At 61.6% G+C, this 24,552-nt stretch carries 22 protein-coding genes; 6 read left to right on the top strand and 16 right to left on the bottom strand.

Annotated elements, in window-relative coordinates:
• Positions 1-4 precede the first annotated feature (4 nt).
• From KUV39_RS15250 to KUV39_RS15200, 11 genes are all read right to left on the bottom strand, one after another.
• The gene (locus KUV39_RS15250; protein ID WP_244998394.1) at positions 5-1,474 is read right to left on the bottom strand and encodes a hypothetical protein; all 1,470 of its coding nucleotides are present in this window, start codon (positions 1,472-1,474) and stop codon (positions 5-7) included.
• Complete coding sequence (locus tag KUV39_RS15245; RefSeq protein ID WP_222460213.1) at positions 1,471-2,253, bottom strand: methyltransferase domain-containing protein; 783 nt, start codon at positions 2,251-2,253, stop codon at positions 1,471-1,473. Before KUV39_RS15245 ends, KUV39_RS15250 begins: the two co-directional genes overlap by 4 nt.
• 17 nt (positions 2,254-2,270) lie before the next feature.
• On the bottom strand, positions 2,271-2,672 hold the full coding sequence (locus KUV39_RS15240; RefSeq protein ID WP_222460212.1) for a GtrA family protein: 402 nt from the start codon (positions 2,670-2,672) through the stop codon (positions 2,271-2,273).
• A complete protein-coding gene (locus KUV39_RS15235; protein WP_222460211.1) occupies positions 2,669-3,691 on the bottom strand; it encodes a glycosyltransferase family 2 protein in 1,023 nt (340 codons plus the stop codon). The genes KUV39_RS15240 and KUV39_RS15235 overlap by 4 nt, the downstream gene beginning before the upstream one ends.
• A 212-nt stretch (positions 3,692-3,903) precedes the next feature.
• Entirely contained in the window at positions 3,904-5,892 is a 1,989-nt protein-coding gene (locus tag KUV39_RS15230) for a CocE/NonD family hydrolase (protein ID WP_222460210.1), read from the bottom strand.
• Positions 5,893-6,051: 159 nt separating this feature from the next.
• Positions 6,052-7,164, bottom strand: a complete 1,113-nt coding sequence (locus KUV39_RS15225) for a CaiB/BaiF CoA transferase family protein (RefSeq protein ID WP_222460209.1) — start codon at positions 7,162-7,164, stop codon at positions 6,052-6,054.
• Positions 7,165-7,302: 138 nt separating this feature from the next.
• Positions 7,303-8,847, bottom strand: a complete 1,545-nt coding sequence (locus tag KUV39_RS15220) for a polyamine aminopropyltransferase (RefSeq protein WP_222460208.1) — start codon at positions 8,845-8,847, stop codon at positions 7,303-7,305.
• Positions 8,844-9,068 (bottom strand): DUF350 domain-containing protein, encoded by a 225-nt coding sequence (locus tag KUV39_RS15215; RefSeq protein WP_008562343.1) that lies wholly within the window; start codon positions 9,066-9,068, stop codon positions 8,844-8,846. Before KUV39_RS15215 ends, KUV39_RS15220 begins: the two co-directional genes overlap by 4 nt.
• A 16-nt stretch (positions 9,069-9,084) precedes the next feature.
• Entirely contained in the window at positions 9,085-9,243 is a 159-nt protein-coding gene (locus tag KUV39_RS15210; RefSeq protein WP_008561785.1) for a hypothetical protein, read from the bottom strand.
• Positions 9,244-9,313: 70 nt separating this feature from the next.
• The gene (locus KUV39_RS15205; RefSeq protein WP_008562013.1) at positions 9,314-10,666 is read right to left on the bottom strand and encodes a DUF4178 domain-containing protein; all 1,353 of its coding nucleotides are present in this window, start codon (positions 10,664-10,666) and stop codon (positions 9,314-9,316) included.
• Positions 10,663-11,274, bottom strand: coding sequence for a DUF4178 domain-containing protein (locus tag KUV39_RS15200; RefSeq protein WP_222460207.1), 612 nt, complete (start codon positions 11,272-11,274; stop codon positions 10,663-10,665). Before KUV39_RS15200 ends, KUV39_RS15205 begins: the two co-directional genes overlap by 4 nt.
• Positions 11,275-11,536: 262 nt before the next feature.
• Here KUV39_RS15200 and pgi point away from each other — a divergent pair, with 262 nt between their 5' ends.
• From pgi to eda, 4 genes are all read left to right on the top strand, one after another.
• The gene (gene pgi, locus KUV39_RS15195) at positions 11,537-13,153 is read left to right on the top strand and encodes a glucose-6-phosphate isomerase (protein WP_222460206.1); all 1,617 of its coding nucleotides are present in this window, start codon (positions 11,537-11,539) and stop codon (positions 13,151-13,153) included.
• A gap of 43 nt (positions 13,154-13,196) precedes the next feature.
• Positions 13,197-14,654, top strand: coding sequence for a glucose-6-phosphate dehydrogenase (zwf, locus tag KUV39_RS15190; protein ID WP_222460205.1), 1,458 nt, complete (start codon positions 13,197-13,199; stop codon positions 14,652-14,654).
• Positions 14,655-14,742: 88 nt separating this feature from the next.
• Positions 14,743-16,554: a phosphogluconate dehydratase gene (gene edd / locus KUV39_RS15185; RefSeq protein WP_222460204.1), complete on the top strand. Its 1,812-nt coding sequence runs from the start codon at positions 14,743-14,745 to the stop codon at positions 16,552-16,554.
• Positions 16,555-16,557: 3 nt separating this feature from the next.
• Positions 16,558-17,205 (top strand): bifunctional 4-hydroxy-2-oxoglutarate aldolase/2-dehydro-3-deoxy-phosphogluconate aldolase, encoded by a 648-nt coding sequence (eda, locus tag KUV39_RS15180; protein WP_222460203.1) that lies wholly within the window; start codon positions 16,558-16,560, stop codon positions 17,203-17,205.
• 94 nt (positions 17,206-17,299) lie between these two features.
• Here the strand turns inward: eda and KUV39_RS15175 are convergent, their stop codons facing one another.
• From KUV39_RS15175 to KUV39_RS15155, 5 genes are all read right to left on the bottom strand, one after another.
• Positions 17,300-18,283 (bottom strand): carbohydrate kinase family protein, encoded by a 984-nt coding sequence (locus KUV39_RS15175; RefSeq protein WP_222460202.1) that lies wholly within the window; start codon positions 18,281-18,283, stop codon positions 17,300-17,302.
• Complete coding sequence (locus tag KUV39_RS15170) at positions 18,280-18,930, bottom strand: nucleoside/nucleotide kinase family protein (protein ID WP_222460201.1); 651 nt, start codon at positions 18,928-18,930, stop codon at positions 18,280-18,282. Before KUV39_RS15170 ends, KUV39_RS15175 begins: the two co-directional genes overlap by 4 nt.
• Entirely contained in the window at positions 18,927-19,703 is a 777-nt protein-coding gene (locus tag KUV39_RS15165) for an ATP-binding cassette domain-containing protein (protein WP_222460200.1), read from the bottom strand. Before KUV39_RS15165 ends, KUV39_RS15170 begins: the two co-directional genes overlap by 4 nt.
• Positions 19,703-20,764 carry an ABC transporter permease gene (locus tag KUV39_RS15160; RefSeq protein ID WP_008563236.1) on the bottom strand — a complete coding sequence of 354 codons (1,062 nt, stop codon included), beginning with the start codon at positions 20,762-20,764 and terminating at the stop codon, positions 19,703-19,705. Before KUV39_RS15160 ends, KUV39_RS15165 begins: the two co-directional genes overlap by 1 nt.
• A 185-nt stretch (positions 20,765-20,949) precedes the next feature.
• Entirely contained in the window at positions 20,950-21,966 is a 1,017-nt protein-coding gene (locus tag KUV39_RS15155) for a sugar ABC transporter substrate-binding protein (RefSeq protein ID WP_037303086.1), read from the bottom strand.
• Positions 21,967-22,133: 167 nt separating this feature from the next.
• On the opposite strand from KUV39_RS15155, the gene KUV39_RS15150 reads away from it, so the two are divergent.
• Complete coding sequence (locus tag KUV39_RS15150) at positions 22,134-23,336, top strand: ROK family transcriptional regulator (protein ID WP_222460199.1); 1,203 nt, start codon at positions 22,134-22,136, stop codon at positions 23,334-23,336.
• A gap of 97 nt (positions 23,337-23,433) precedes the next feature.
• Entirely contained in the window at positions 23,434-24,513 is a 1,080-nt protein-coding gene (locus tag KUV39_RS15145; protein ID WP_222460198.1) for a class I SAM-dependent methyltransferase, read from the top strand.
• Positions 24,514-24,552: the final 39 nt, after the last annotated feature.

Below are 24,552 nucleotides of genomic sequence, written 5' to 3'. Positions count from 1 at the left end.
CAGGTCAGCCGCCATGCGGCATGTTTTCGGCCGGCTCACGAATGGGGGTCGCAGACAGCATCACCACGCTCGCCCCCTCCATGTTGCGGACCTCATAGTCCGCCCCCTCGGCACCGGCCTGCACCTCTTCGGGCAGATGCGCGCAGGCCGCAGGCTCAATCGCGCACATCACCACATCCCGCCCGGTCAGCTGCGTCAGGCGAAAGGCCACCGCCAGATCATGCTGCAGACCCGACGCCTCGCCCGAGGGCAATGACAGATAGGTGCCTGTTACATAAATCGGCCCCGAAGCCGGGCTGATCTGCGCCGCCATCGCGCGGCTGTCGCCCTGCCAGGCCGTCACGTCGCGATGCTGCAGCAGGCTGAAAGCCACATAGATCAGCGCCAAAAACGCCAGAAGATTGCGCCCAAGCCTGTCCCAGCCGCCCCCACGCAGCGCCATCTGTTGGGAAAACAGCCCCAACAGCACCGCATAGTAGAGCCACACAAACCCCGACACCCGCGGCGGCAGGATAATGCCGGTCTTGATCGTCTGCACAAAAATCAACCCCATCCCCAGAGCAATGCCTGCCAGCGGATAGATCGCCCGCCAAGGATCCGCCTTGCCAACCAGCCAAACGGCCCAGGCAAACACCCCCAGCTGGAACACCGTCAACGGCAGGAAGTGAAAGGAGACAAGCGAGGCAGAAGACGACAGGAATGTCCCAATGATGCCCAGGTTCTCAAGGGCCGATGCCAGATCATGGGCCGGGTTGGGGTTCCGCCACTCGGCCATCGGCACGCCAAAGATGCCGTGGAACAGATAGTTCAGTGTATAGATCGACCCCATCGCCAGCGCGAAGGACAGGATGAACACCCCAAGCGTCAGCGCGAGATCCTTGGCCGAACGCCGCACATCCGCCCGCGTCAGACAAAACGCCAACAGGAAAAACGGAAACGTCGTATAGGCCATCAGCGCCAGTGGCACAAAAGGCACCAGCAACCAGCGGCATGTTCTGGCCGACAGAACCGTGCTGGCCAAGGCAAAGGTGGCGACAATTGCCATGCCGGGAATGAGCGTGTTGAACCACCAAGAGATCAACAGCGACGGCGCCGACAGTCCCGCGATCAGGGCAACAGCGCCCTTGCGCCACAACTCTTCCCGCGCGCCCAAGGCGTTATGGGCCAAACAGCCCAGCACAATCGCCCAAAGCCCGTTGTAGATCAGGCAATTGGCCCAGCTCGGCAAAAGCACATCGCGCATGTGCCACAGGTAATTCACCCAGCGCCCTTCGGTCAGGGTCTTGATATAGTAGATCTCTGCATCACCAAACAGCGCCGGATAGTCGTCGTGACGGATCAGCGGATCGGGCAGCTGAAATGCTGCCGCAACCAGCAACCCCATATAGGCCACCAGAATAGTCGCCCACAGGTGCCGGGACGTTCCCGAAACCGCGCGACCACCCAGCCCGGATGCGTCAGCAATATAGGTCATGACTTCACGCGATGAACGCCGGGGGCCGTGCCAGCTGCGCGGGCCTGCCGGGCAATGACCGCCGCACGCGCCTGGGCAATCTTGGTCACCATCGGGCGCGGCATCAGCGACACAACCCCGCGACGCAAGCGCCAGCCAAAGCTGCCTGCCAGCGGCACTTTTTGCCCTGTCGGCACTTCTGTATCAAGCACCGCCTGCGGCAGGCCTTTGCGCCCCGCTTCGTTGACGTACAAAACCGTGTTGTAGCGATACCAGGGTTCCACGCCGTCGGCCGATTTCAATGCCGGGCGTACACAGTCGAACGCAGTATAGCCGCGCGCTTCAAACAGCTCTTGCCAGAACGAAAGCGGCTGCTCGTTGATGTGGAACTCGCCGCCCTGCCCCGGAACCGCGGCGGAAAACAGCACGCGGTCGGCGTGGCGGGTCAGACCATCAACCAGCTTCGCCGACGCGGCGTTTGGCAGATGCTCCCCCACTTCCAGACTTTGGGCCATGTCAAATCTGCGGCCAAGATCGAAATCCTGTGTCAGATCTGCGGCATGAAACTGCGCCGCAGGAATGGCAAGGCGGCTGCGATCCACATAATCGCCATCCACACCCGCAACATCCTCAACACCTGCCTTGGCCCACTCGCTCAGCCAGACCCCACGTCCGCTGCCCAGATCAAGTACGCTTTGCGCTGCCAGCCAAGGCTGCACAGCCGCAATCAGCGCCTGCGCCGAGCTGCGGGCTCCGGTATCGATGTAGTCGTAGAACTCGTTCGAATAAACATGCGACATGACTGTCTGCTCCTGTTTTACGCGCCGACGCCGGCGTAAACCCAAAGTCGGAAAAAGAGGTAATTCTGAACCGGCAACAAGACCGCTGCGATCCCGGCTGCCAACCACGAAGGCCAGTCCAGCGCCGGCCCGACAAGACCGGTCAGAATGGCCGAGGTCACAAAGCCAAGGCCAATGGTGATGCAAAAGCGCAGGGCCTGACCGGGTTCCGCCAACTGCTGGCGAAAGGTCCAGACGGTCTGGCCGACATACTGGACCAGCACCGCAATCCCGAAGGCGAGCGCATTGGCGGCCCAGATCGCCAGCCCCAGCGACAGAAACCCGACATAAAGCATCACATACAGCGCCGCGACCGTAACACCGACGATGGCAAAGCGGATCAGATGCGCCGGGTCTTTATCCAGCAACGCGCGGATCATGAGGCTTCCTTTTGCTCCGCTGCAGCGCGAGCCGCGCTTTGTGTGGCGTTGCGACCGCTGTCGCGCGCCTCAGGGCCGAAATCCACCGGATGCGCCATTGGCTGGCCGGTTTCCTGCGACTGGAAATACAGCGGGCGTTGTTTGCTTTCCATGTAGAGACGGCCCACATACTCCCCCAGAATACCGAGAGTGAGCAGCTGGATCGCCGAGAAGAAGGAAATCGCCAACAGAACCGAAGCCCAACCTGCAACCGTGTTGAACAGGATCAGCGAGCCAAACACATAGATCGCCATGAAAACCGTCACCAACAGGCTGACAAAGGACAGCCGTGTGGCAATTTTCAGCGGTTTGGTGGAAAAGCCGGTCAGGGCATCTGTTGCAAAGCGCAGCATGGCCTTCAGCGGATATTTCGTCTCTCCCGCGACGCGGGCCTCTCGGACGTATTCCAGACCGATCTGATGGAACCCCGCCCAGGCAAACATGCCCCGAATAAACCGCGCCCGCTCCGGCATCTGCAACACGGCATCCAGCGATCTGCGGCTCACGAGGCGGAAATCGCCCGTATCCTTGGGAATATCCACGTCAGACAGCGCATTGAGCGTCCGGTAGAACAGGAAAGCGGTCGCTTTCTTGAACCGGGTTTCGCCCTGGCGTTCGGCACGGCGGCCATAAACCACGTCATAGCCGCGATCCATCATCATCATCATGTCAGGCAGAATTTCCGGCGGATCCTGCAGGTCGGCGTCCAGCATGAAGATACGCGCGCCTGTTGCGGCCTCCAGCCCCGCGGTCAGAGCAATCTGATGGCCACGGTTGGCTGACAGGCGAATGCCACGCACCACCGGATGACGCTTGTGCGCGGCTTCCATCGCGGCCCAGGTCTCGTCGCTGGAGCCATCATCCACCAGAATGATCTCAGCCCGCTCTTTCCAGGGTTCGATGGCCTGCACCAAACGGTCCACCAAAAGAGGGATGGACTCTTCTTCGTTATAGCAGGGTACAACAACGGATAGATGCACCTTCTCACCCCAGTTCTGTTTATCGTCTGCTCCTGACCGGAAGGACCATCCATCCGGCCGCCTGACGCTGTTAAGACAAAATCAGGGGGGTATTTTGCCCTGAAATGGTTAACGCGTTGTTCCGTTTTTGGAGACATAACGTGGCCAGAACATGGCGAACTGGCGGTCAATCGGGGGAAAAACAGCGATTTTTAACTGGTTTTGATGCGAAATCACAAACAATCGCGCGGCAAGCTCTCGCGCCATTCCTTAACGCAGACCTCGTCTTCTGCCGGTCCTTCGGTTGCCACAACCTTGCGCCAAAGGTGGAAATTCTCGCGATCCCCCTGCATCAGGTTGTCGGTATCAACCTGCACCTGCCAATCACCCCGCGCAAAGGTAAACCGCCACTGGCTGGAGAATGTCGCACTCGCCGGATCATCCGGATGGATCGCATAACGCATGGCCACGTGGCTGCCGACCTCCATACCATGCACCGGATCAATGGCCGCGCCATAGTCGTCGAAGGTCTCCAAAACCAGCGTTCCGTCGGCCTCTTCATAGGTGTTGGATGTGCCAGAGGGCGCGCGCGTCACCTCTGCCTCATAGGTCGGATACTCCCGCGCAGCGCCTGGCGCCTGCGCCGCGACCTCTTCAGCGACCGACCGTTCCGGCAGGATCAGTGCACAGCCCTCCAGATGCAGCGTCAGCGACACCGGCTCGGGCGAGGGCCAGACGATCGGCCAGTAGGACGTCGACAGCGCCAGCCGCAGCTTGTGGCCTGCCCGCAGGTGATGGGCACATTCGTTAAGCGCAAACTCAACCTCATAGCGTTTGCCGGGCACCAGCGGCGCGGCGGTTTCATGGCTGTCATCATGGCACAGGTTGCGCCCCCGGTAGGTGATGCGCTGCGACACGCCATCCGGCGCCACGTCACAAAGCCGCGCCATCACCTGCGCCACGGGCTTGTCGACAGAAAACGCCAGCCGCACCCGCGCCCGCCCCAGCAGCTCCAGCGGGGCATCCAGTGGCTGCGTCTCAAAACAGGTGGACAGCGCATCATCCCCCGCCTGATCGCCCGGCAGTTCATTGTCGATCCGCATGCCCGCGCAGAAATAGCCGCTCGCAGCACCAAGGCTTGCCGGATTTGACACCACCGCCACGCCTGCATCCGGGGTGGCCTGCAACAGGCCCTGTTGACCCAGATGATGCACCACCTCGCGCACATTCGCAGACGGCCAGGTTGTTTCGGCAATCCAGCGGCCCTGCCGGGGTTTGTTTTCCTTTGTCGGATTGAAATGCTCCTGCATGTAGGTGCGATAGTCGGGCAGAGCCTCTGCCCCGCTGTCTTCGCCCTTCAGCCATCGATCAAACCAGCGCAGCACCTCTGCGTGGAAATCATGCGCCTCCAGCTTGGAAATATGGGCATAGCGGTGTTCCCAAGGACCGATAAGCGCCTTGGCCGGGGCCTGCATCTGCGCGGCAAGGGCGGGTGGCGCATTCACATAGGCATCGGCCCAGCCAGTGATCGCAAGCACCGGCGCCTTGATCGCAGACCAGTCCTCGCAGACCGATCCATGTTTCCAGAAATCATCCCGCCGATTATGACGCAGCCAGTCCGCCGCCATGAAAGGCAGCGTCTCGATCCGCTCCACCCAGGCCGCGCGCCAGTCGGGGCGCAGATCTGGATCCAGCGGACGGGTTTGGTAGGCATGCATCTGCGACGCCCAGTTGGCATTGTCGCTCAGCAGGCAGCCGCCCATGAAATGGATATCATCGGCATAGCGGTCCACGGTTGAGGCCACGCTGACCACCGCCTTCAGCGCTTCGGGCTGGCGTGCGGCCAGTTGCAGACCGTTAAAGCCGCCCCAGGAAATCCCGATCATGCCGATATTGCCGTCACAACAGGGCTGCGCCGCAAGCCAGGCCAGAACCGCCTCGCCGTCGCTCAGTTCCTGTTCTGAATACTCATCATCAAACAGCCCCTCGCTGTCGCCCGTACCCGCGATATCCACCCGCAGACAGACATAACCTTCGGCTGCAAAAACCGGATGTGTGGTGGCGTCACGCGGCGCGGTGCCATCGCGTTTGCGGTAGGGCAGATATTCAAGGATCGCGGGAAACGGCCCCTCGCCAGCCGGAAGCCACATCCGCGCGGCAAGGCGACGACCATCCGGCAGCGGGATCCAGATATGTTCTTTTACTGTCGTCGTTGCGGCCATCTGGTTTCCCTTCTCAAGTGTCTGCGTTTTGATGCACCCGCCCCCCGGCAATAAACCGAGGCAGGCCGAGCCACCGCTGCCAGCCAAGATGATCCGTTTGCGACCGTCTCGCCCAGCCGCGACATCCGCCAGCCGGTGCTGGCAATACCCCCCGCAGGCCTAGTCTGTGCTGCCCGGCAAGATCGGCGCGGATTTCTCCAGCGCCAGCTCCGCATCGGAAAACACCCAAGGGCCCCGCACACCCGGCACCCCTTCGGGCGCGATCTGCATCTGGCGGTGTTGGATCTGCGGGTCGTCAAACGCCTGCCCGATGGTGTTGATCGGTCCCGCAGGCACGGTCGCGGCCTCCAGCGCCGCCAACAGATCCGCCTGCCCCCATTGCGCCAGCGCCGCCGCCAGCATCGGGGTCAGATCCCCCCGGTTGGCCACCCGCAGCTGGTTCGAGGCAAAACGCGGATCAGCCGCAAGCCCGGCCATATTCAGAACCTCGCACAGACGCGCAAACTGACCGTCATTGCCAACAGCAAGGATCACGTGGCCGTCGCGCACCGCCATCACCTGATAAGGGGCAATATTGGGATGCTCATTGCCCATTCGTGTCGGGCTGGTGCCGGTGGCCAGATAGTTCATGTTCTGATTGGCCAGCACAGCCGTGGCACAGTCCAACAGCGACATGTCGATATGCTGTCCGCGCCCGGTGCTATGGCGCTGCTCCACTGCCGCCAGAATGCCGATGGTACCATAGAGCCCGGTGACGATATCCGTGATCGCCACACCAACCTTCTGTGGCTCACCATCTGGCGCACCGGTGATCGACATCAGCCCGGACATGCCCTGCAACAGAAAATCATAGCCCGCCCGCGCAGCATAAGGGCCATCCTGCCCAAAGCCTGTGACCGAACAGTAGATCAGGCGCGGATTGATTTCCTTCAGGCTGTCATAGTCGAGCCCGTATTTCGCCAGCCCGCCCACCTTGAAATTCTCGATCAGGATATCGGCGCCCCGGATCAAATCCAGCACCGTCTGCTTGCCCTCTTCGGTGCGAAAATCGGCAGTCACACAGGTCTTGCCACGGTTCGCAGCATAATAGTAGGCAGCGGTCTTGTCGCCATCACGCTCAATGAACGGAGGGCCCCAGCGGCGCGTGTCGTCGCCCTCCGGGCTTTCGACCTTGATGACCTCCGCCCCCAGATCAGCCAGCGACTGCCCGATCCACGGTCCCGCCAGAATCCGCGCGAGTTCGACAACTTTCAGTCCTGCAAGCGGTGTCATGGATCCCTCCCCAGCTCCACGGGCCCAGCGCCCCCTCGTAGTCTGTCAGAGACTTAGCCCATGGCCCACGGCGGCGGCAATGAATTTGATCAAAAATACCGGCGATGCGCGCAGGCGTCGCAGCCGGTCAACGCCGATCTACTCGAACCACGCGGCCCAGCCGTCCAGATAATAGCCAACCAGCGCATGAGACTGGATAGAGTTCACCTCTGCGGGCACCTTTGCCATATCCGCGCTGAAAACCTGGGCGACCTGCCAGATCTCGTCGCTCAGATAGCGCAGCTTGTCAGGCAACATCAGGTCGCGGTCGCGCAGCGGCGACTGGCTGGCCATCACAAAGCCCCAGGCACCAAAGCTTGGCACATAGGTGTGATAGGGCCGCACAAAGAGCCCCTCGCCCGGCTGCTGGGGGTTGCGCGCAGCCGCCAGCGTGTTGGCAACCGACCAGTAAGCCTCGCGCGCAAACAGGGGCGAGCCGGCCTGCGTGACAACAATGCCCTGCCCGCTCAGCCGTTCGGCCAGCGCGCCATAGAACTGGCGGGAATAGAGTTTAGACAGCGCCAGGTTCTTCGGATCCGGCAGATCCACCAGAACCACGTCAAACAGGGCATTGCTCTGCTCGACAAAGCTCCAGGCATCCGCAGTCACCACCGCGACCCTGGCATCCTGCAGCGCATGATCGTTCAGCGGGGCAAGCTGTGGATGGTCGCGAAACAGCTCGGTTACTCGCGGATCAAGATCGACCAGCGTCACCGCATCGACATCGGGCCAGCGCAGTACCTCGCGTACCGCCATCCCGTCGCCACCTCCAAGGATCAGCACAGACCGCCGCCGCGGCGCCAACGCCAGCGCAGGGTGCACCAGCATCTCGTGATAGCGATACTCATCCAGCGTATCGAACTGAATGGAATGATCCAGAAACAACCGCACCCGATCGCGGTAGCGGGTGACTGTGATCTGCTGATACGGCGTGGCCTCACTCAGGATGATATCATCCTCATAAAGGCTCGCCTCGGCCACCGAAACCAGCCGTTCTGCCTGCACCAAACCCACGATGGTCAGCACAAAGGTCAGCGCCCAGACGCCAACCTGCTGGCGCGTTGCATCCTTGCGAAACAGCCACAACGACACCCCCGCAACGGCAAGGTTCAGCGCCCCGAACGCAAGGCTCGCCGACATCAGCCCCAGATGCGGGACAATCAACAGCGGAAAGGCAAGCGAGGCCGCCAGCGCGCCGATGTAGTCAACGCTCAGGACGTTCTCGAACCGGAACTGCGGCGCGCCCACCTCTTTCAGCACCCGCGCAATCAGCGGGATCTCCATCCCCGACAGGACACCGGTCGCAATCAGCAGCCCAAACAGCGGCAGCGACACGCTGCCTGCCCAGGCGTAGCTGTAAAACACCACCGGCGCCATGAAGCCGCCCACCAGCCCCAGAAGGATCTGCGCCCAGATGAAGCCCCCCATCGCCTGCCCGACAAAGCGCGAAGCCCAGGCACCAACCCCCATCGCGGACAGGAACACCCCGATCACCATGGAAAACTGGCGCACGGAATCTCCCAGAAGATAGCTGGACAGGGTTGCCGCAATCAGTTCGTAGATCAGGCCCGAAACCGCCACCAGAAAGGTGGCAGCCAACAGCCAAAGCGCCCGCATCCGGGCCTGATCTGCGACGTGGCTCATGACAGGATGACGGCCGCGATGATGATGGAAATCGCCACAAACAAAAATCCGATGACAATGGCCAGCGCCACATTCTGATCCTGTTCGATTTCCTTCAGGATGGGAAAGGGCGTCATCCAGTCCAGCACTTTCCACACGATCCACATGAGAGAGACACCAACAAAGGTGTAGACGACGGTGCTGATGATCTCAGCCAGCTGCACAGCTGCAAAATAGTCCATAGGATCCTCTTTCGCGTTACTTCACGCTTCTGTTTAGGGCATTGCCTGCGCTTGCCGCCCGGATAGAGGCGGTCAGGTCAGAGCTCGCACCACCGTAACCGGTGCGCGCGACATAGGTGGCGCTGCCAATGGCAATCGCCGCCAGCAGGCACATGAAAATTCGAAATGCGGTCATCTGCGTCCCTCACAGGCAGCGCCATGCCGAGACGGCAGATCCTGCTGGTTTTTCAGCCATATGGTTCGGGTCAATCCTCGTCCTCCCAATCGCTGCCAGCCATCCGCATCTTGCGGTTCAGCAGATGCCGCCCGCCCGGAAAAGCCGCCAGCAGGGCAAAGCCAAGAGCAAGCATGTAAAGCGCAAAGCCGGACGCCAGACCGCTATGCGCGCGAATGCGAATTTCCGACTGCTGCTGGGGCGCGGGCCCGCCTTTGGGGTTTGTCCAGATGCCGCTCTCATCCGGGTAGAGCCCCAGCGTATAGCTGCCCGCAACAGGCGCATGGAATTTCAGCTGCGCGGCGTTGTCGCCTTCGCTCCAGTTTTCCCCGCCTTCGCGGCCATAGTAATATTCCACACCCCGCGCAGCCGAAAACAGAAGCTGATCCTCCGGGTCGGTCAGCTCCAGCTCATAGGTGGCCCAGCTGTTACTTCCGTTGCCCCGCAAATCAACACTGACCAGATCTCCGGCGTTTTCCACCTCGAAGGTGAATTCTCGCGGCAGGTCCGCAGCGCGCACAGTTTGCCCGGGCAGCACCAGATCCCCCGAAACAGCCGAAAGGGACATACCGATGCCTGCACTCAGCACCACCCCCGCAAGGCCCAGCCAGATCAGAAATTTGCCGTTGGGAGTGCGCGGCATGGGCGACAAAGGATGCATCCGGTAGGATCGCGGCATAGAACAGCCAAAGCTCTCGGCAAAGGCGTATTTGTCCAACGCGACAGAGTGGTACACCTCACGCTCCATCCCGCTTTTGGAAAACGTCAGCATAGACGGTACGCAGTCCGCAGGCCCCGCGTTTTTCGCCTCGGCCCGGCTGCGCCCGTCCATGGCCAGATGCAGCACGCTGACAGAGGATGTCACCTTGTCGCTGCGCGGCACCCAGGTGAATTCCCCTTCGGCATAGATCACCCGGCTGTTGGAGGTCTCGTAATACACATAGCGGCGCCCACGCTCCCAGACGCTGAGGCGCGAATTTGCCGTCTCTGCGCTATGCGCCGACAGCCAGCAGTCGCTGCGATGGCGGCGGGTAAAGATCACTTCGCCCTGCTCGAATGTCAGCCAGGCATAGCCATGTGTGGGTGAAAAGATCTGGTAGTCGATCCACTGCCAAGTCCGCCCGCCCCAGCGCTCCTCCAGCTGCAACAGACCGATCACGGTATAGCGAACGCCAAAAATCTCGCCGCTCTGACCGATCTCCAGCATCGTGTCCGGACGGGGCGTTTCGTTGAATTTGCGCAGGGCGCGATAGCCCTCCACCGCATCCAGAGCGGTGCCACAATAGGGGCAGACATGGACAATCACCCGCCCACCGCCAAGCACGTCGAGCCCCGCGCCACATGCGGTGCAGTTCACCGCCAAAAGATCTGCAGCGCGGCTCATGTCTGACGCCCCGCGATTTCAAACGGATCCAGCCAACGCCCTTGAAACCACGTCTCGCCGTCCTCGTCCTGCTCCAGTGACAACAGCAGGCCATCGGGGCCCTGCAAATTGACATAGCGCTGGCGATCCCCCACCGCGATACGCTCATCGAAACTGCCGCGCACGGCAATGCACTCGGCTTCCGACGTTTCCGTAGCGGTGTAGTTGCGCCCCTTATGGGCAAACTCCGTACCCAATCGCGGCCAGCCGGCGATCACCGGCGCCAGATCGCCCGGAATGCGGCTTTGCAGGATCACGTCCCCCTCATCGACCGACAGCCAATATCGCGCCTCATCCGGGGCAACCGCCCAGAATTCATCCCAGGTGCCCCGTCCATAGGAAAACCGCGCATGTCCCAGAATATGCAGCGCAACGCCCTCCACCATGACCTGATCGTCCAGATGAAACAGCAACGGCGCGTCATGCATCACCCCACTGTCGCCCGCCGCCAGCGCCTGACCTGCGGACAAAAAGACACTCGTCCCGCAGGAGGAGCAGCTCATCTGGCGAATACTCTTGAGGGCAACAGGCAGCCCCGCGCCGCAATTGGGACAGTTGAACTCGGTCATGGGGCCAAGTTCCCCATCCCTGCCACGATGGCAAGCGGGAAAAACCTTACCAAACTCCCGCTCCGCGATAGGCGGCGTAACAGCACCGCAAGCGCAACACCCGATCAAAGGCATGGACACAGATAACTTGCCTACTAACTTTGTCGTAGTTGGAGAACTGCTATATTAGGGCGTTACAAACGATCATGTTAGCGCTAACTAGTGCGCAGGAGCGGACCGGGTGATTCGCGCCCTCCGCCGCATGAGACAACGGAGACGGACCATGACCCAGACCTGGCAGAAGCTGGCCAAGCATCGCGCAGATACCGCGGGGGTGCCGATCCTGTCGCTGTTTGACACGGCAAACCGGTTCGAGACGTTTTCGGCCGAAACCGACGGTCTCCTGCTGGATTACTCCAAAACCGCGCTCGACGCCACGGCGATGGACCTTCTGGAACATCTCACAGCCGAAGCAGGGCTCGCGGATCGCATCAGCGCCATGTTCCGCGGCGAGAAGATCAATACCACCGAAGACCGCGCCGTTCTGCACACCGCGTTGCGCGCCACTGCCGACACGGCGATCAAGGTCGATGGTGACGATGTTCTGCCCGCCATCCGCCACACCCTCCAACAGATGGAGAGCTTTGCCGAAGCCATCCGCACCGGAACCATCCGCTCCAGCACCGGCGCAAAATTCACCGATGTGATCAACATCGGCATCGGTGGTTCAGATCTTGGTCCGGCGATGGCCACCCTCGCCTTGGCCCCCTATCACGACGGACCTGCCTGCCATTTCGTGTCCAATGTGGATGGGGCCCATATCGCTGACACGCTAAAGGGGCTGGACCCGCAGACAACCCTGGTCATCGTCGCGTCAAAGACCTTCACCACCATTGAAACGATGACCAATGCCGAAACAGCCATCCGCTGGCTGCAGGCAACGCTCGGTGACAAAACCCCCGAACATCTGGCTGCCGTCTCCACCGCACTCGACAAGACCGCCACCTTCGGGATCGCGCCCGAACGGGTCTTTGGCTTTGCCGATTGGGTGGGCGGGCGATACTCCCTTTGGGGGCCGGTTGGCCTGCCGATCATGATCGCCATCGGGGCGGACAACTTCCGCGAGTTTCTGGCAGGCGCCGCAGCAATGGACGCTCATTTTCGCACCGCGCCCTTCCGCGATAACCTGCCGGTGATGCTGGCAATGGTCGGCATCTGGCACAACAACATCTGCGGCTACGACAGCCGCGCAATCCTGCCCTACGATCAGCGTCTGTCCCGCTTCCCCGCCTATCTCCAGCAGCTAGACATGGAAAGCAACGGCAAGAGCGTCGCGCTGGATGGCAGCCCCCTGCCCCGCGCCTCCGGCCCCATCGTCTGGGGAGAGCCCGGCACAAATGGCCAGCACGCCTTTTATCAACTGCTGCATCAGGGCACCCGTGTGGTGCCAGCCGAGTTCCTCATCGCCGCCGAGGCCCATGAGGCGGATCTGACCCATCACCACCGGCTGCTGGTCGCCAACTGCCTCGCCCAATCCGAGGCGCTGATGCTTGGCCGCTCGCGCGAGGACGCCCGCGCCATCGCCGCCAAACGCGGCTTCACCGGTGAGGCGCTGGAAGAGATGGCAGGACATCTGTCCTTTGCAGGCAACCGCCCGTCTGTAACCCTCGCCTATCCCAAACTCACGCCCTTCGTGCTCGGCCAGCTGATCGCGCTCTACGAACATCGCGTCTTTGTCGAAGGCGTGCTCTGGGGGCTGAACTCCTTTGACCAATGGGGTGTGGAACTGGGCAAGGAACTCGCCGTCAGCCTGCTGCCGCTGGTCGATGGCTCCGCCCCGGCCGACGCCCACGAGACCAAAGACGGCTCCACCCGCGGGCTGTTGTCCAAACTCACCTGATCCCCGCCGCCCCCTCCATTCCTCAGCCGACAGAGAGAAAGCCATGGTTTCCCGCGTCATTCCCGTCCAGTCCTTTGACCTCGTGCTGTTTGGCGCGACCGGAGACCTTGCCCGCCGCAAGATCCTGCCCAGCCTGTTCCACCGCTTCCAGATCGGCCAATTCGCGGATGATTGCCGCATCATCGGGGCCTCGCGCAGCGAAATGGACCGCAAGGGATTTCAGGACATGGTGGCCGATGCCATCCGCACCTTCGGGCAGGCAGGCGAGATCACCGAAGAGGAAATCACCGCCTTTCAGGACATGCTGCATTACACCGCAGTGGATGCGCGCGGCGAAAACGGCTGGGACACGCTTGCAACCCATCTGCGCGATGACGTCGTGCGCGCCTTCTACCTGTCGGTCGGTCCCAGCCTGTTCCCCGACATCGCAGGCCGACTGCGCTCTACCGGGATCGCCACCCCCGACAGCCGCATTGTGCTAGAGAAGCCCTTCGGCCACGATCTAGCCTCGGCGCAGGCGCTGAACGCCGCCTTGCGGGCCAATTTCGAGGAACACCAGATCTACCGGATCGACCACTATCTCGGCAAGGAAACCGTGCAGAACCTGATGGCCCTGCGCTTTGCCAACTCGCTGTTTGAACCGCTGTGGAATTCCTCTCACATCGACCACGTGCAGATCACCGTGGCCGAGAGCATCGGGGTCAAGGGGCGTGGCGAATACTACGACAAATCCGGCGCCATGCGCGATATGGTGCAAAACCACCTGATGCAGCTTCTGTGCCTCACCGCGATGGAACCCCCCGCCCGTTTCACCCCCAACGCCGTGCGCGACGAAAAGGTCAAGGTGATCGAGGCGCTGAACCCCGTCGCACCCGAGGCCATCGCCCGCGGCCAGTATCGCGGCCCAAGCGGCGAAGCCTACCGCGATCACGCAGGCAACCCCAACAGCACCACCGAAAGCTTTATCGCGATGAAGGTGGAGGTCGCCAACTGGCGGTGGGCCGGCACGCCATTCTATCTGCGCACCGGCAAATGCCTGCGCGCGCGCGAGTCGGAAATCGCCGTGTTCTTCCGTGATCCGCCGCATAACATCTTTGCCGAAGACACCGGCACCGGTGGCATCAAGGGCAATGTGCTGGTCATTCGCCTGCAACCGGACGAAGGCATCACCCTGCGCACCACCATCAAGGATCCCGGCCCCGGCGGCATGCGCCTCACGGGGGCCAATCTGGACATGACCTTTGCCGACAGCCTGCCAGAGGCCGGCCGGCCGCAAGACGCCTATGAGCGGCTCATCATGGATGTGATCCGGGGCAATCAGACACTGTTCATGCGCGGTGACGAGGTGGAGGCCGCCTGGGCCTGGGCCGACCCGATCATCGCAGGCTGGAGCGAGGCCAATGATGTTCCCCAACCCTATGACCCCGGCAGCTCCGGACCAGAGGACGCGCTGCTCCTGATGCACCGCGACGGCCGCCGCTGGCGCGGTATCGGCGACTGAACCGCCTGTCCCGCTCTTTCCTTGGGCCACCCCGGCCCAAGGCCACCCTACGCCCCTGAGGCACCTGCTGACTGAAAGAGGCACCCGAATGCGACTGAATGCGACCCTTACCGCCGTCACCGAACGGATCATCACCCGCAGCGCCAAGACCCGCACCGCCTATCTGGAACGGATGCGCGCCGCAAAATCCCAGGGTCCGGCCCGCGCACATCTGTCGTGCAGCGGTCAGGCCCACGCCTATGCCGCCACCGGTCAGGACCAGTCGAAACTCGCGACCGAGTCCGCAGGCCACCTTGGCATCGTGACTGCCTACAACGACATGCTCTCGGCCCATCAGCCGTTTGAAACCTACCCCGCCGCGATCAAGGAAGCCGTGCGCGAAATCGGCGGCACTGCGCAGGTTGCAGGCGGGGTTCCGGCCATGTGCGATGGCATCACCCAGGGCGAAGCGGGCATGGAGCTGTCGCTGTTTTCACGCGACGCCATTGCCATGGCGACAGGTGTTGCGCTCAGCCACAACGTCTTTGACGCCACCGTCTATCTCGGCGTCTGCGACAAGATCGTCCCCGGTCTGGTGATCGGCGCCCAGGTCTTTGGCCATCTGCCCGCCGTGTTCCTGCCCGCAGGCCCGATGACATCCGGCATCTCCAACGACGACAAGGCCAAGGTGCGCCAGAAATTCGCCGCCGGTGAAATCGGCCGGGACGAGCTGCTGAAATCCGAGATGGCCGCCTACCACGGCCCCGGCACCTGCACCTTTTATGGCACCGCCAACACCAACCAGATGCTGATGGAGTTCATGGGCCTGCACCTGCCCGGCTCCTCCTTCGTCAATCCCGGCACCGAGCTGCGCGACGCCCTGACCCGCGAAGGCGGCAAGCGCGCCTTGACCCTGTCGGCCCTTGGCAACCACTACACGCCGGTCTGCGATATTCTGGATGAAAAGGCCTATGTGAACGGCATCGTCGGCCTGATGGCCACGGGCGGTTCCACCAACCTGCTGATCCACCTGATCGCAATGGCCCGTGCCGGTGGCATCATTCTGGACTGGCAGGATTTTGCGGATCTTTCCGATATCGTGCCACTCTTGGCGCGGGTCTATCCCAACGGTCTGGCAGATGTGAACCACTTCCACGCCGCAGGCGGGCTTGGCTTCATGATCGGGGAGCTGCTCAATGCGGGCTTCCTGCATGATGACACTAAAACCGTCGCAGGCGAAGGTCTGGACGCCTACACCCACGAACCCTTCCTAGACGGCGGCGCGCTCACCTGGCGCAAGGGCAGCAGCGAAACCCTCAATAACAAGATCCTGCGCCCCGCGTCCGACCCCTTTCAGGACACAGGTGGCCTCTCCCGGCTGACCGGCAATCTTGGCACCGGCGTGATGAAGATCTCGGCCGTCGCGCCCGAACACCGCGTTGTCGAGGCACCCGCCCGCGTGTTCCATGACCAGGACGAGGCAAAAGCCGCCTTCAAGGCCGGGGAACTGGACAAGGGCGATGTCGTGATCGTTGTCCGCTTTCAGGGACCCAAGGCCAACGGCATGCCCGAACTCCACTCGATGACGCCCTTCCTTGGCATCATGCAGGGGCGCGGCCAGAAGGTGGCGCTGGTCACCGACGGGCGGATGTCCGGAGCCTCGGGCAAGATCCCCTCTGCAATCCACGTGGTTCCCGAGGCCCTGGATGGCGGCCCCATCGCCAAAATCCGCGACGGCGACATGCTGCGCGTCAATGCTGAAACCGGCGAGCTGGAAGTACTGGAAGAGGGCTTTCTGGCGCGCGAGGCCGTCGTTGCGGACCTTTCGGCCTATCAATACGGCACGGGCCGCGAGATGTTCGCCCTGTTCCGCAATTCTGTCACCTCCGCCGACACCGGCGCCACCGTATTCGGAGACTGAACCATGGCCATCACCCCGAAAGACGCCAGCATCCGCACCCGTGAGATCTGCAATCTCGCCCCGATCGTGCCTGTTCTGGTGGTCCATGATGTGGCCCACGCCCGCCCGCTTGCCGAGGCCCTGGTCGCAGGCGGCCTGCCCGCGCTGGAGGTCACATTGCGCACCCCCGCAGCGCTAGAGGTGATTGCCGAAATGGCCAAGGTCAAAGGCGGCGTTGTCGGCGCAGGCACATTGGTCACCCCCGATGATGTCACCCGCGCCATTGCCGCTGGCGCGCAGTTTGGCGTCTCGCCCGGTGCGACAGACAGCCTCTTGGATGCCTGCGAAGCACAGGGCCTGCCCATGCTGCCCGGTGCGGCCACCGCCTCCGAAGCGATGCGGCTTCTGGCGCGGGGGTATGACATGCTGAAGTTCTTCCCGGCAGAGGCCTCCGGCGGCGCGCCTGCCCTGAAAGCGATCGGCGCACCGCTGCCACAGATCAGCTTCTGCCCGACCGGCGGCGTAAGCCCGGATAACGCACACAGTTATCTGTCGCTGTCCAATGTGGTCTGCGCCGGTGGCAGCTGGGTGGCCCCAAGCAAACTGGTCGAAGCCGGAGATTGGGACGCTATCCGCGATCTCGCCCGCGCCGCAAGCCAGCTGGCGCGCTGATCCAGCCACTGACACAGCATGAAAAACGCCGCCCTGCCGATCACAGCAGGGCGGCGTTTTCACTTCACCGTTCAGGGCCTGTCAGCTTTCCGCCTTACCCCTCCAGCTCAGAGCGCCATGGCGGGTTGGCACCGGCCCGCGACACCGTGACAGCTGCCGCCTTGGCGCCATACTCCAGGCACGCCCGCAGCTGCTCTTCGGCGATGTCGCCGCGCGCCGCATCTGTCAGCACACCCGCCGCATGGGCCGCTGCCAGAAATCCTGCGTTGAACGTGTCCCCAGCCCCGACCGTATCGGCAACAACCGCCGAAACCGCAGGCACCGCGACCTCAAGACCGGACCGCAGGATCCCCCGCGCACCCTCGGCGCCGAGGGTCAGGATCACCAGCCCCGGCCCCGTTCCTGCCTCCCCCGCGAGAACCTGCCGGATCTTTGCCTCGATCGGGGCGTCGCCCGGATAGATCCAATGCAGATCCTCATCCGACACTTTCACGATACCGGCCCCCGCCACCATCGCCGCCAGCCTGCTGCGATAGGCCGCTTCGTCCTTGGCAAACCCCGCCCGCACATTGGGGTCGATCATGATCGTGCGCCGCCCCCGCTCGCGCGCGGCAAGGGCTGCATATGTCTCGGCCGCCGCGCCATTGCACAGGGAAATCCCGCCAAAGAACAGGGTGTCCACCGCATCCGGCAGCTCCGGCAAACGGTCAGGACGCAGATGCCCCCCGGCAGAGTTCTCGTCAAAGAAATGATACTCGGCATGGCCCCCGACCAGATGCACAAAGGCCAGTGTGGTGGGTTGGGCAGACACCTCCGACAGGCTGTGATTGACCCCGGACGCATCCAGCGCCGCCACCAGCTGCTGACCGAACAGATCGCTCGACAGGCCGGTAAACAGCCCCGCCTGCATCGCGCCCCCAGTCCCCAGCCGACCCAGCGCCACCGCAGTGTTGTAGACCGCGCCACCACAATGCGGCACAAACCCCATCTGCGCCGCCGCCCCTTCGACACGCGGCACCGCCGTTTCGACAGGCGCCGGGATCATGTCGATCAGCGCCTCGCCACAACAGAGAATCATTCAGTCTGTCCCTTCCAAGTAATCTGCGCAGGCAGCGCCGCTGCCAGGATCCTGTCGGCATTCACCATATCATTGCCATCAGCCCGCGCCTCAGCCTCGGCGGTGGCAAGCCCGTGGATGTGCCACCGCTCCACCAACCGCTGCCGCAGCACCGAGCGCGGCACATCAACCCGCACCGACAGATCCCACATCGGCGCCAGATCGCGCCAGCCGTCGCTGTCAAACAACAGGTAATTGCCCTCCAGAACCGCAACCTCGCACGCCCCGTCAACAGCCCCCGCCCCGGCAATTGCCAGATCAAGAGAGCGATCAAAGATGGGATAGATCACATCCCGATCAGATGCCAAGGCCGCCACCAGCCGCGCAAAGCCGCGCTGATCAAAGGTCTCTGGCGCCCCTTTGCGCGGCAGCAGATCGCGCTCTGCCAGCAGCCGGTTGTCCAGATGAAACCCATCCATTGGCACCACAGCCGCCTGCGTGCCTGCCGCACATAGCGCCTCTGTCAGACGGCTGGCCAGGGTGGATTTGCCGCTGCCCGGCGCCCCCGCAAGCGCCACCAGACGCCGCGCGCGCCCGGCCTGTTGCGGCCGTGCCTGCACCGCGTCGACCAGATCCGACAGGGCTGTCAGCGTGTCGGTCTTGCTCATACCTCTGCGAGCTCCGCTGCAGGTTCTGCCGCGCCGGTCATATAGGCCACCGCATCCGACATGCTGTGCGCCTTGGGGTCGATCACACACAGCCGCTTGCCCAGCCGGTGCACATGGATGCGATCCGCGACCTCAAACACATGCGGCATATTGTGGCTGATCAGGATGATCGGAATGCCCCGTGATTTCACATCCTGGATCAGCTCCAGCACCCTGCGGCTTTCCTTCACACCCAGCGCCGCCGTCGGCTCGTCCAGAATGATCACCTTTGAACCAAACGCCGCTGCGCGGGCCACGGCCACGCCCTGACGCTGCCCGCCAGAGAGCGTCTCGACGGCCTGATTGATGTTCTGGATGGTCATCAGCCCCAGCTCGTTCAGCTTTTCGCGGGCGATCTCCTCCATCCGGGCGCGGTCCAGCTGCCGCAGCAAATTCCCCCGCCAGCCGGGTTTGCGCAGCTCGCGCCCCATGAACATATTGTCCGCAATCGACAACGCAGGCGACATCGCAAGGGTCTGATAAACGGTCTCGATCCCCTCTTCGCGCGCATCAATGGGGCTGGTGAACTGCACCTTGCGCCCCTCCAGCCAGACCTCCCCCTCATCCGGGATCACCGCGCCGGAGATCGCCTTGATGAGCGAGGATTTCCCGGCGCCATTGTCGCCGATCACTGCCAGGATCTCACCGGGCATCAGGTCAAAATCACAGTGATCCAATGCGGTCACCCGACCATAGCGTTTGACCAGACCGCGGGCTTTCAAAATGGGTTCCATCACACCGATACCTTTCTGATCCACTGGTCCACGGCCACCGCCGCAATGATGAGAAGGCCGATCAACAGATAGGTCCATTGCGCATCTGCCCCCAGCAGGCGCAGCCCAAGGGTAAAGACCCCGACAATCAGCGCGCCAAAGAACGTCCCAAGGATAGAGCCGCGCCCCCCGAACAGCGAGATCCCCCCGATCACCACCGCCGTGATGCTCTCGATATTGGCCAGCTGACCCGAGGTCGGCGAGACCGAGCCGATGCGCCCGATCATCGCCCAACCGGCAAAGGCGCAGATCAGACCCGACAGCATATAGACCGAGATCAGCACGCGGTTCACCTTGACGCCTGACAGCTCTGCCGCATCAGGGTCATCCCCCACCGCATAGACATGCCGCCCCCAGGCCGTATGGCGCAGCACATAGGCCAGCAGGATCACCAGCAGCACCATGAAAATCACCCCATAGGTAAAGACAGCCCCGCCAAGCTTGATCTTTTCGCCAAACAGCTGCAGCAGCGGCGCCTCGGCGGCGATGGTCTGGCTGCGGATGGTTTCATTGGCGGAATAAAGGAAATTCGTCGCCAGCACGATCTGCCACATGCCCAGCGTCACGATGAATGGCGGCAGCTTCATCCGCGCCACCAGCCAGCCATTGATGAACCCGCAAAAGGTGCCGCAGATCAAACCGCAGACAACAGCGATTTCCGGCGGCAGGCCGTAGCGAAAGGTGAACTGCCCCATGACTACGGAACTCAGCACCATGATGGCGCCGACCGACAGATCGATCCCCGCCGTCAGGATCACAAGCGACTGCGCGCAGGCCACGATGCCCACAATCCCCACCTGCTGCAGGATCAGCGTCAGCGCAAAGGGGGAAAAGAACTTGCTGCCCAACAGCAGGCCAAACACGATCACCGACAGCACCAGCACGATGAGCGGCACCAGCGACGGCGTCACATGCAGAAGATGCTGGAATTTCTGGATGAAACTCTGATGGCCCTGATCGAACTCGGCCGTTTCCTGCGGGCTACCGGCGGCAGCGGCTTCATAGCTCTGCTGGGTAGACATGGTATCCTCCAAATCACCCACGCACCGGTGGGGTCAGTCCTTGTTTTCTGTCTCGATGCCCGCCAGTGCCGGGAAACATGTGCAGGCAAACCTGCGTCGGGAAAAAAGGGCGGCCTCAATGGGCCGCCCTCCCCATCACCAAGCGGGGATACGGGGCCCCGCAGGCTGCGCCCCGTCCATCGGCCTTACCCCCAGCAGAGGTTCATGCCCTCATTGGTGTCGATGCTCTCCACACCTTCGGCAGGCTGATCGGTCACCAGCGCCACACCCGTGTCAAAGAACGCCTTGCCCGGTGTCGGCTCCGGCTTTGCCCCGGTAGAGGCCCAGGCGCTGATCGCCTCGATCCCCTTGGACGCCATCAGCAGCGGATATTGCTGCGAGGTCGCACCGATCACACCGTCCTTGATGTTCTGCACACCAGGGCAGCCCCCATCGACAGAGACGATCAGCACGTCATTTTCGCGCCCGATCGCCTTCAGCGCCTCATAGGCACCCGCAGCGGCAGGTTCGTTGATCGTGTAGACCACATTGATCATCGGATCCTTGGCCAGCAGGTTCTCCATCGCGCGGCGGCCACCTTCCTCGTTGCCTGCGGTGATATCGTTGCCAACAATGCGCGGATCGGTCTCATCCCCCCATTTGTTGGGATCACCCAGATCAATGCCGAACCCCTGCAGGAAACCCTGATCGCGCAGCACGCCCACGGTCGGCTGGCTTACCGCAAGGTCCAGCATGGCAATCTTGGCATTGGCAGCCTCATCGCCCAGGCTCGCCGCCGCCCATTTGCCAATCAGCTCACCCGCCAGGAAATTGTCGGTGGCAAAGGTCGCATCTGCCGCGTCGATCGGCTCCAGCGGCGTATCAAGGGCAATCACCACAAGGCCCGCATCCCGTGCCTGCTGCACCGCCGGCACAATGGACGAGGTGTCAGAGGCGGTCAGCAAAATGCCCTTGGCGCCATCTGCAATGCAGGTCTCGATCGCGGCCACCTGGGTTTCATGGTCGCCGTCAATCTTGCCCGCAAAGGACTTGAGCGTCATGCCCAGTTCCGCGGCCTTCGCTTCGGCCCCTTCCTTCATTTTCACAAAAAACGGGTTGGTATCTGTCTTGGTGATCAGGCAGGCGGTCACACCCTCTGCCGCAAATGCAGACCCGGCCGTGGCCGCGAAACTCAATGCAGTACCCAAAAGCAATTTCTTCATGATGTCCTCCCTCAGCATCACTCATAAACCAACAAGGCCGTCGGACTGCCTCGTTGCCCAATAGGAGCCACGATTCTGCAGCTCGGGTCAATATATAAATCAACTTGACTTATTAAGTCGATATCCGCACTTTTCTCATGTCTCAAACCGTGATTAGGGTCCGCCGCATGGAACAAGAGCAAGTCAGATCCCTCAGCGGCGGCGTAAATCAGACAGGTGTGCGGGTTTTTAACGAACGCTTGATCCTGTCCCTGTTGCAACGCAACGGCCCCATGCCCGGCAGCGCACTCGCCCGTGGCACCGGCCTGTCCTCGCAGACCGTCTCGGTCATCCTGCGCAAACTGGAAACCGACGGGCTCCTGAAACGCGGTGAGGCGCAGCGCGGCCGTGTTGGCAAACCCTCGGTGCCGATGGGGCTCAATCCGGATGGGTTGTTTTCCTACGGGCTGAAGATCGGCCGCCGCAGCGCCGAGGTTCTGCTTCTTGATGTCTGTGGTGCGGTGCGCCAGCAACTGCGCCTGCGCTACCCCTATCCAACCCCACAGGTGGTGTTTGATTTCCTGCAAGACAGCCTGGCCCGGATCAAAACCGCCCTGCCCGCCGATCAGATCAGCCGCATCTGCGGCATCGGCATCGCAACCCCCTTCCAGCTCTGGACCTGGCACGAGCAGATCAACGCCCCGAAGGCCGCGCTGGATGACTGGAGATCACTTGATTTCGCAGCGGAAATTTCCCGGTTCAGCGATCTGCCCGTCCATGTCGTAAATGACGCAACAGCCGCCTGCCGCGCCGAACATATCTACGGTCGGGGCAAAGCCTATCGCGACTATGCTTATTTCTACCTTGCGGCCTTTATTGGCGGGGGCGTGGTGCTTAATCACCGCGTTCTGGAAGGCCCGCATGGCAACGCAGGTGCGCTTGGCTCGCTGCCCACGATCACCAAGGACGGCAAGGACGCAAAACTCCTTGATGTGGCCTCCATGCACCTGCTCGAACAGCGCCTCACAAATCAGGGCGAAGACCCGGACCGCCTGTGGCAACAGCCAATGGACTGGAGCGGGCTGGAACCCGCAGTAGAGCCCTGGCTGGATCAAGCCGCCGAGGCCATTGCCCGTGCCAGTCTGACCACCTGCGCCGTGTTTGATTTCGAGGCCATCCTGATCGACGGAGCCCTGCCCGCCGCAATCCGCACAACGCTGGTACAGCGCACCCGCGCCGCCCTTGCCACCCTCGACGCCCGCGGCCTGATCCTGCCCAGGATCGAAGAGGGCTCCATCGGCCCCAACGCCCGCGCCCTCGGCGCCGCCAGCGGCCCCATCATCTCCCAATACCTGCTCGACACCGACTCCGTCTTCAACGCAGCCCTGTAGCGACAATCTGTGCAGAATTTTACCAAATATTGAGCAGACGCCACCATCATGCTGTCAAACTGAAAGACTGCTTTTCGACAAATTGAGAGTTTTCTGCATGGCCTGCCTGCTTCTTCCGACAACCCCAAATAACCCGTTGCTTTCTCCAGATGACGAGCAGCGGGTCGGTGCGATGACATTGCGCCGGAACAGAAGGCTGCAGTTTGTCGAAAACGCATCGTTTGATCCGAGCATAACTTACTACGATGCCTCTTATGAGAATAGCCAGGCACACTCGACTCAGTTTTCCCAGCACATGGATGACGTGCTCAAACTTCTGATTGACCGTTATCCTGCTGGAAGTCGCCTCGTCGAAGTTGGCTGTGGCAAGGGCGATTTCCTCGACAAAGCAAATGACACAGGTCACTTTGTCTGCAGAGGTTTTGACACCACCTATACAGGGAATGCTCCCTATATCGAAAAGCGCTACCTGAAAGAAGATGATAGGATTGAAGCTGATATTGTTGTGCTAAGGCATGTCTTAGAGCATATCCCGCAGCCTCATACTTTTATTTCCATGCTAGCCAAGATCTTCGGCGAGGCTGAAATTTACGTTGAAGTACCAAATCTCGACTGGATTCTGGAAAACAATACCTTTTTTGACATCACCTATGAGCACGTAAACTACTTTAGCCAATATGCACTTTCCGCCCTATTCGGGTGCAAGACCAAGATGGCCAACCTGTGCTTCTCGGATCAATATCAGTTCGTCATCGCAAATCTTGCTGAAGCCACCACCCAATTCACCAGTGCGTATGATGGCGAAAACTGGGATGATGTTAGCTTCGACGATTTGTTTCCTGCGCTGACAAAACAGATAATAAATCTGGAAGGAATGACACAACATACAGGGAAATGTTACTTCTGGGGAGCAGCAACAAAGGGGTGTATGTTCCTTTGGCATGCGAACAGGCTCAATCGACTGGTAGACGTCGTACCATACGCAGTGGATATCAACCCAGACAAACAAGGTCGTTGGTTGCCAGGATCCAAAACAGCGATACGAGCCCCTGAAGATTTTTACAAAGACGCAAAGCCCGGTGACCTTCTCGTCATTTCCAACCCGGCCTACCAGCAGGAGATAAAATCCGAACTCTCCCACCGGGATCTCGATTTTGTTTCAGTGACCTGTATCTAGGCTCATTCGAGGTCTCAGAAACGCCAGCTTGTCATTTTG

The organism is Phaeobacter italicus (assembly GCF_019801785.1).
Lineage (GTDB): Bacteria > Pseudomonadota > Alphaproteobacteria > Rhodobacterales > Rhodobacteraceae > Phaeobacter > Phaeobacter italicus.
This window is presented reverse-complemented; position numbering and strand designations above follow the sequence as displayed.

Bases quoted from the DNA above. Each gene is read 5' to 3' on its own strand.
- KUV39_RS15250 (WP_244998394.1), bottom strand. From the start codon at position 1,474: ATGACCTATATTGCTGACGCATCCGGGCTGGGTGGTCGCGCGGTTTCG.
- KUV39_RS15245 (WP_222460213.1), bottom strand. From the start codon at position 2,253: ATGTCGCATGTTTATTCGAACGAGTTCTACGACTACATCGATACCGGA.
- KUV39_RS15240 (WP_222460212.1), bottom strand. From the start codon at position 2,672: ATGATCCGCGCGTTGCTGGATAAAGACCCGGCGCATCTGATCCGCTTT.
- KUV39_RS15230 (WP_222460210.1), bottom strand. From the start codon at position 5,892: ATGGCCGCAACGACGACAGTAAAAGAACATATCTGGATCCCGCTGCCG.
- KUV39_RS15225 (WP_222460209.1), bottom strand. From the start codon at position 7,164: ATGACACCGCTTGCAGGACTGAAAGTTGTCGAACTCGCGCGGATTCTG.
- KUV39_RS15220 (WP_222460208.1), bottom strand. From the start codon at position 8,847: ATGAGCCACGTCGCAGATCAGGCCCGGATGCGGGCGCTTTGGCTGTTG.
- KUV39_RS15215 (WP_008562343.1), bottom strand. From the start codon at position 9,068: ATGGACTATTTTGCAGCTGTGCAGCTGGCTGAGATCATCAGCACCGTC.
- KUV39_RS15210 (WP_008561785.1), bottom strand. From the start codon at position 9,243: ATGACCGCATTTCGAATTTTCATGTGCCTGCTGGCGGCGATTGCCATT.
- KUV39_RS15205 (WP_008562013.1), bottom strand. From the start codon at position 10,666: ATGAGCCGCGCTGCAGATCTTTTGGCGGTGAACTGCACCGCATGTGGC.
- KUV39_RS15200 (WP_222460207.1), bottom strand. From the start codon at position 11,274: ATGACCGAGTTCAACTGTCCCAATTGCGGCGCGGGGCTGCCTGTTGCC.
- pgi (WP_222460206.1), top strand. From the start codon at position 11,537: ATGACCCAGACCTGGCAGAAGCTGGCCAAGCATCGCGCAGATACCGCG.
- zwf (WP_222460205.1), top strand. From the start codon at position 13,197: ATGGTTTCCCGCGTCATTCCCGTCCAGTCCTTTGACCTCGTGCTGTTT.
- edd (WP_222460204.1), top strand. From the start codon at position 14,743: ATGCGACTGAATGCGACCCTTACCGCCGTCACCGAACGGATCATCACC.
- eda (WP_222460203.1), top strand. From the start codon at position 16,558: ATGGCCATCACCCCGAAAGACGCCAGCATCCGCACCCGTGAGATCTGC.
- KUV39_RS15175 (WP_222460202.1), bottom strand. From the start codon at position 18,283: ATGATTCTCTGTTGTGGCGAGGCGCTGATCGACATGATCCCGGCGCCT.
- KUV39_RS15170 (WP_222460201.1), bottom strand. From the start codon at position 18,930: ATGAGCAAGACCGACACGCTGACAGCCCTGTCGGATCTGGTCGACGCG.
- KUV39_RS15165 (WP_222460200.1), bottom strand. From the start codon at position 19,703: ATGGAACCCATTTTGAAAGCCCGCGGTCTGGTCAAACGCTATGGTCGG.
- KUV39_RS15160 (WP_008563236.1), bottom strand. From the start codon at position 20,764: ATGTCTACCCAGCAGAGCTATGAAGCCGCTGCCGCCGGTAGCCCGCAG.
- KUV39_RS15155 (WP_037303086.1), bottom strand. From the start codon at position 21,966: ATGAAGAAATTGCTTTTGGGTACTGCATTGAGTTTCGCGGCCACGGCC.
- KUV39_RS15150 (WP_222460199.1), top strand. From the start codon at position 22,134: ATGGAACAAGAGCAAGTCAGATCCCTCAGCGGCGGCGTAAATCAGACA.
- KUV39_RS15145 (WP_222460198.1), top strand. From the start codon at position 23,434: ATGGCCTGCCTGCTTCTTCCGACAACCCCAAATAACCCGTTGCTTTCT.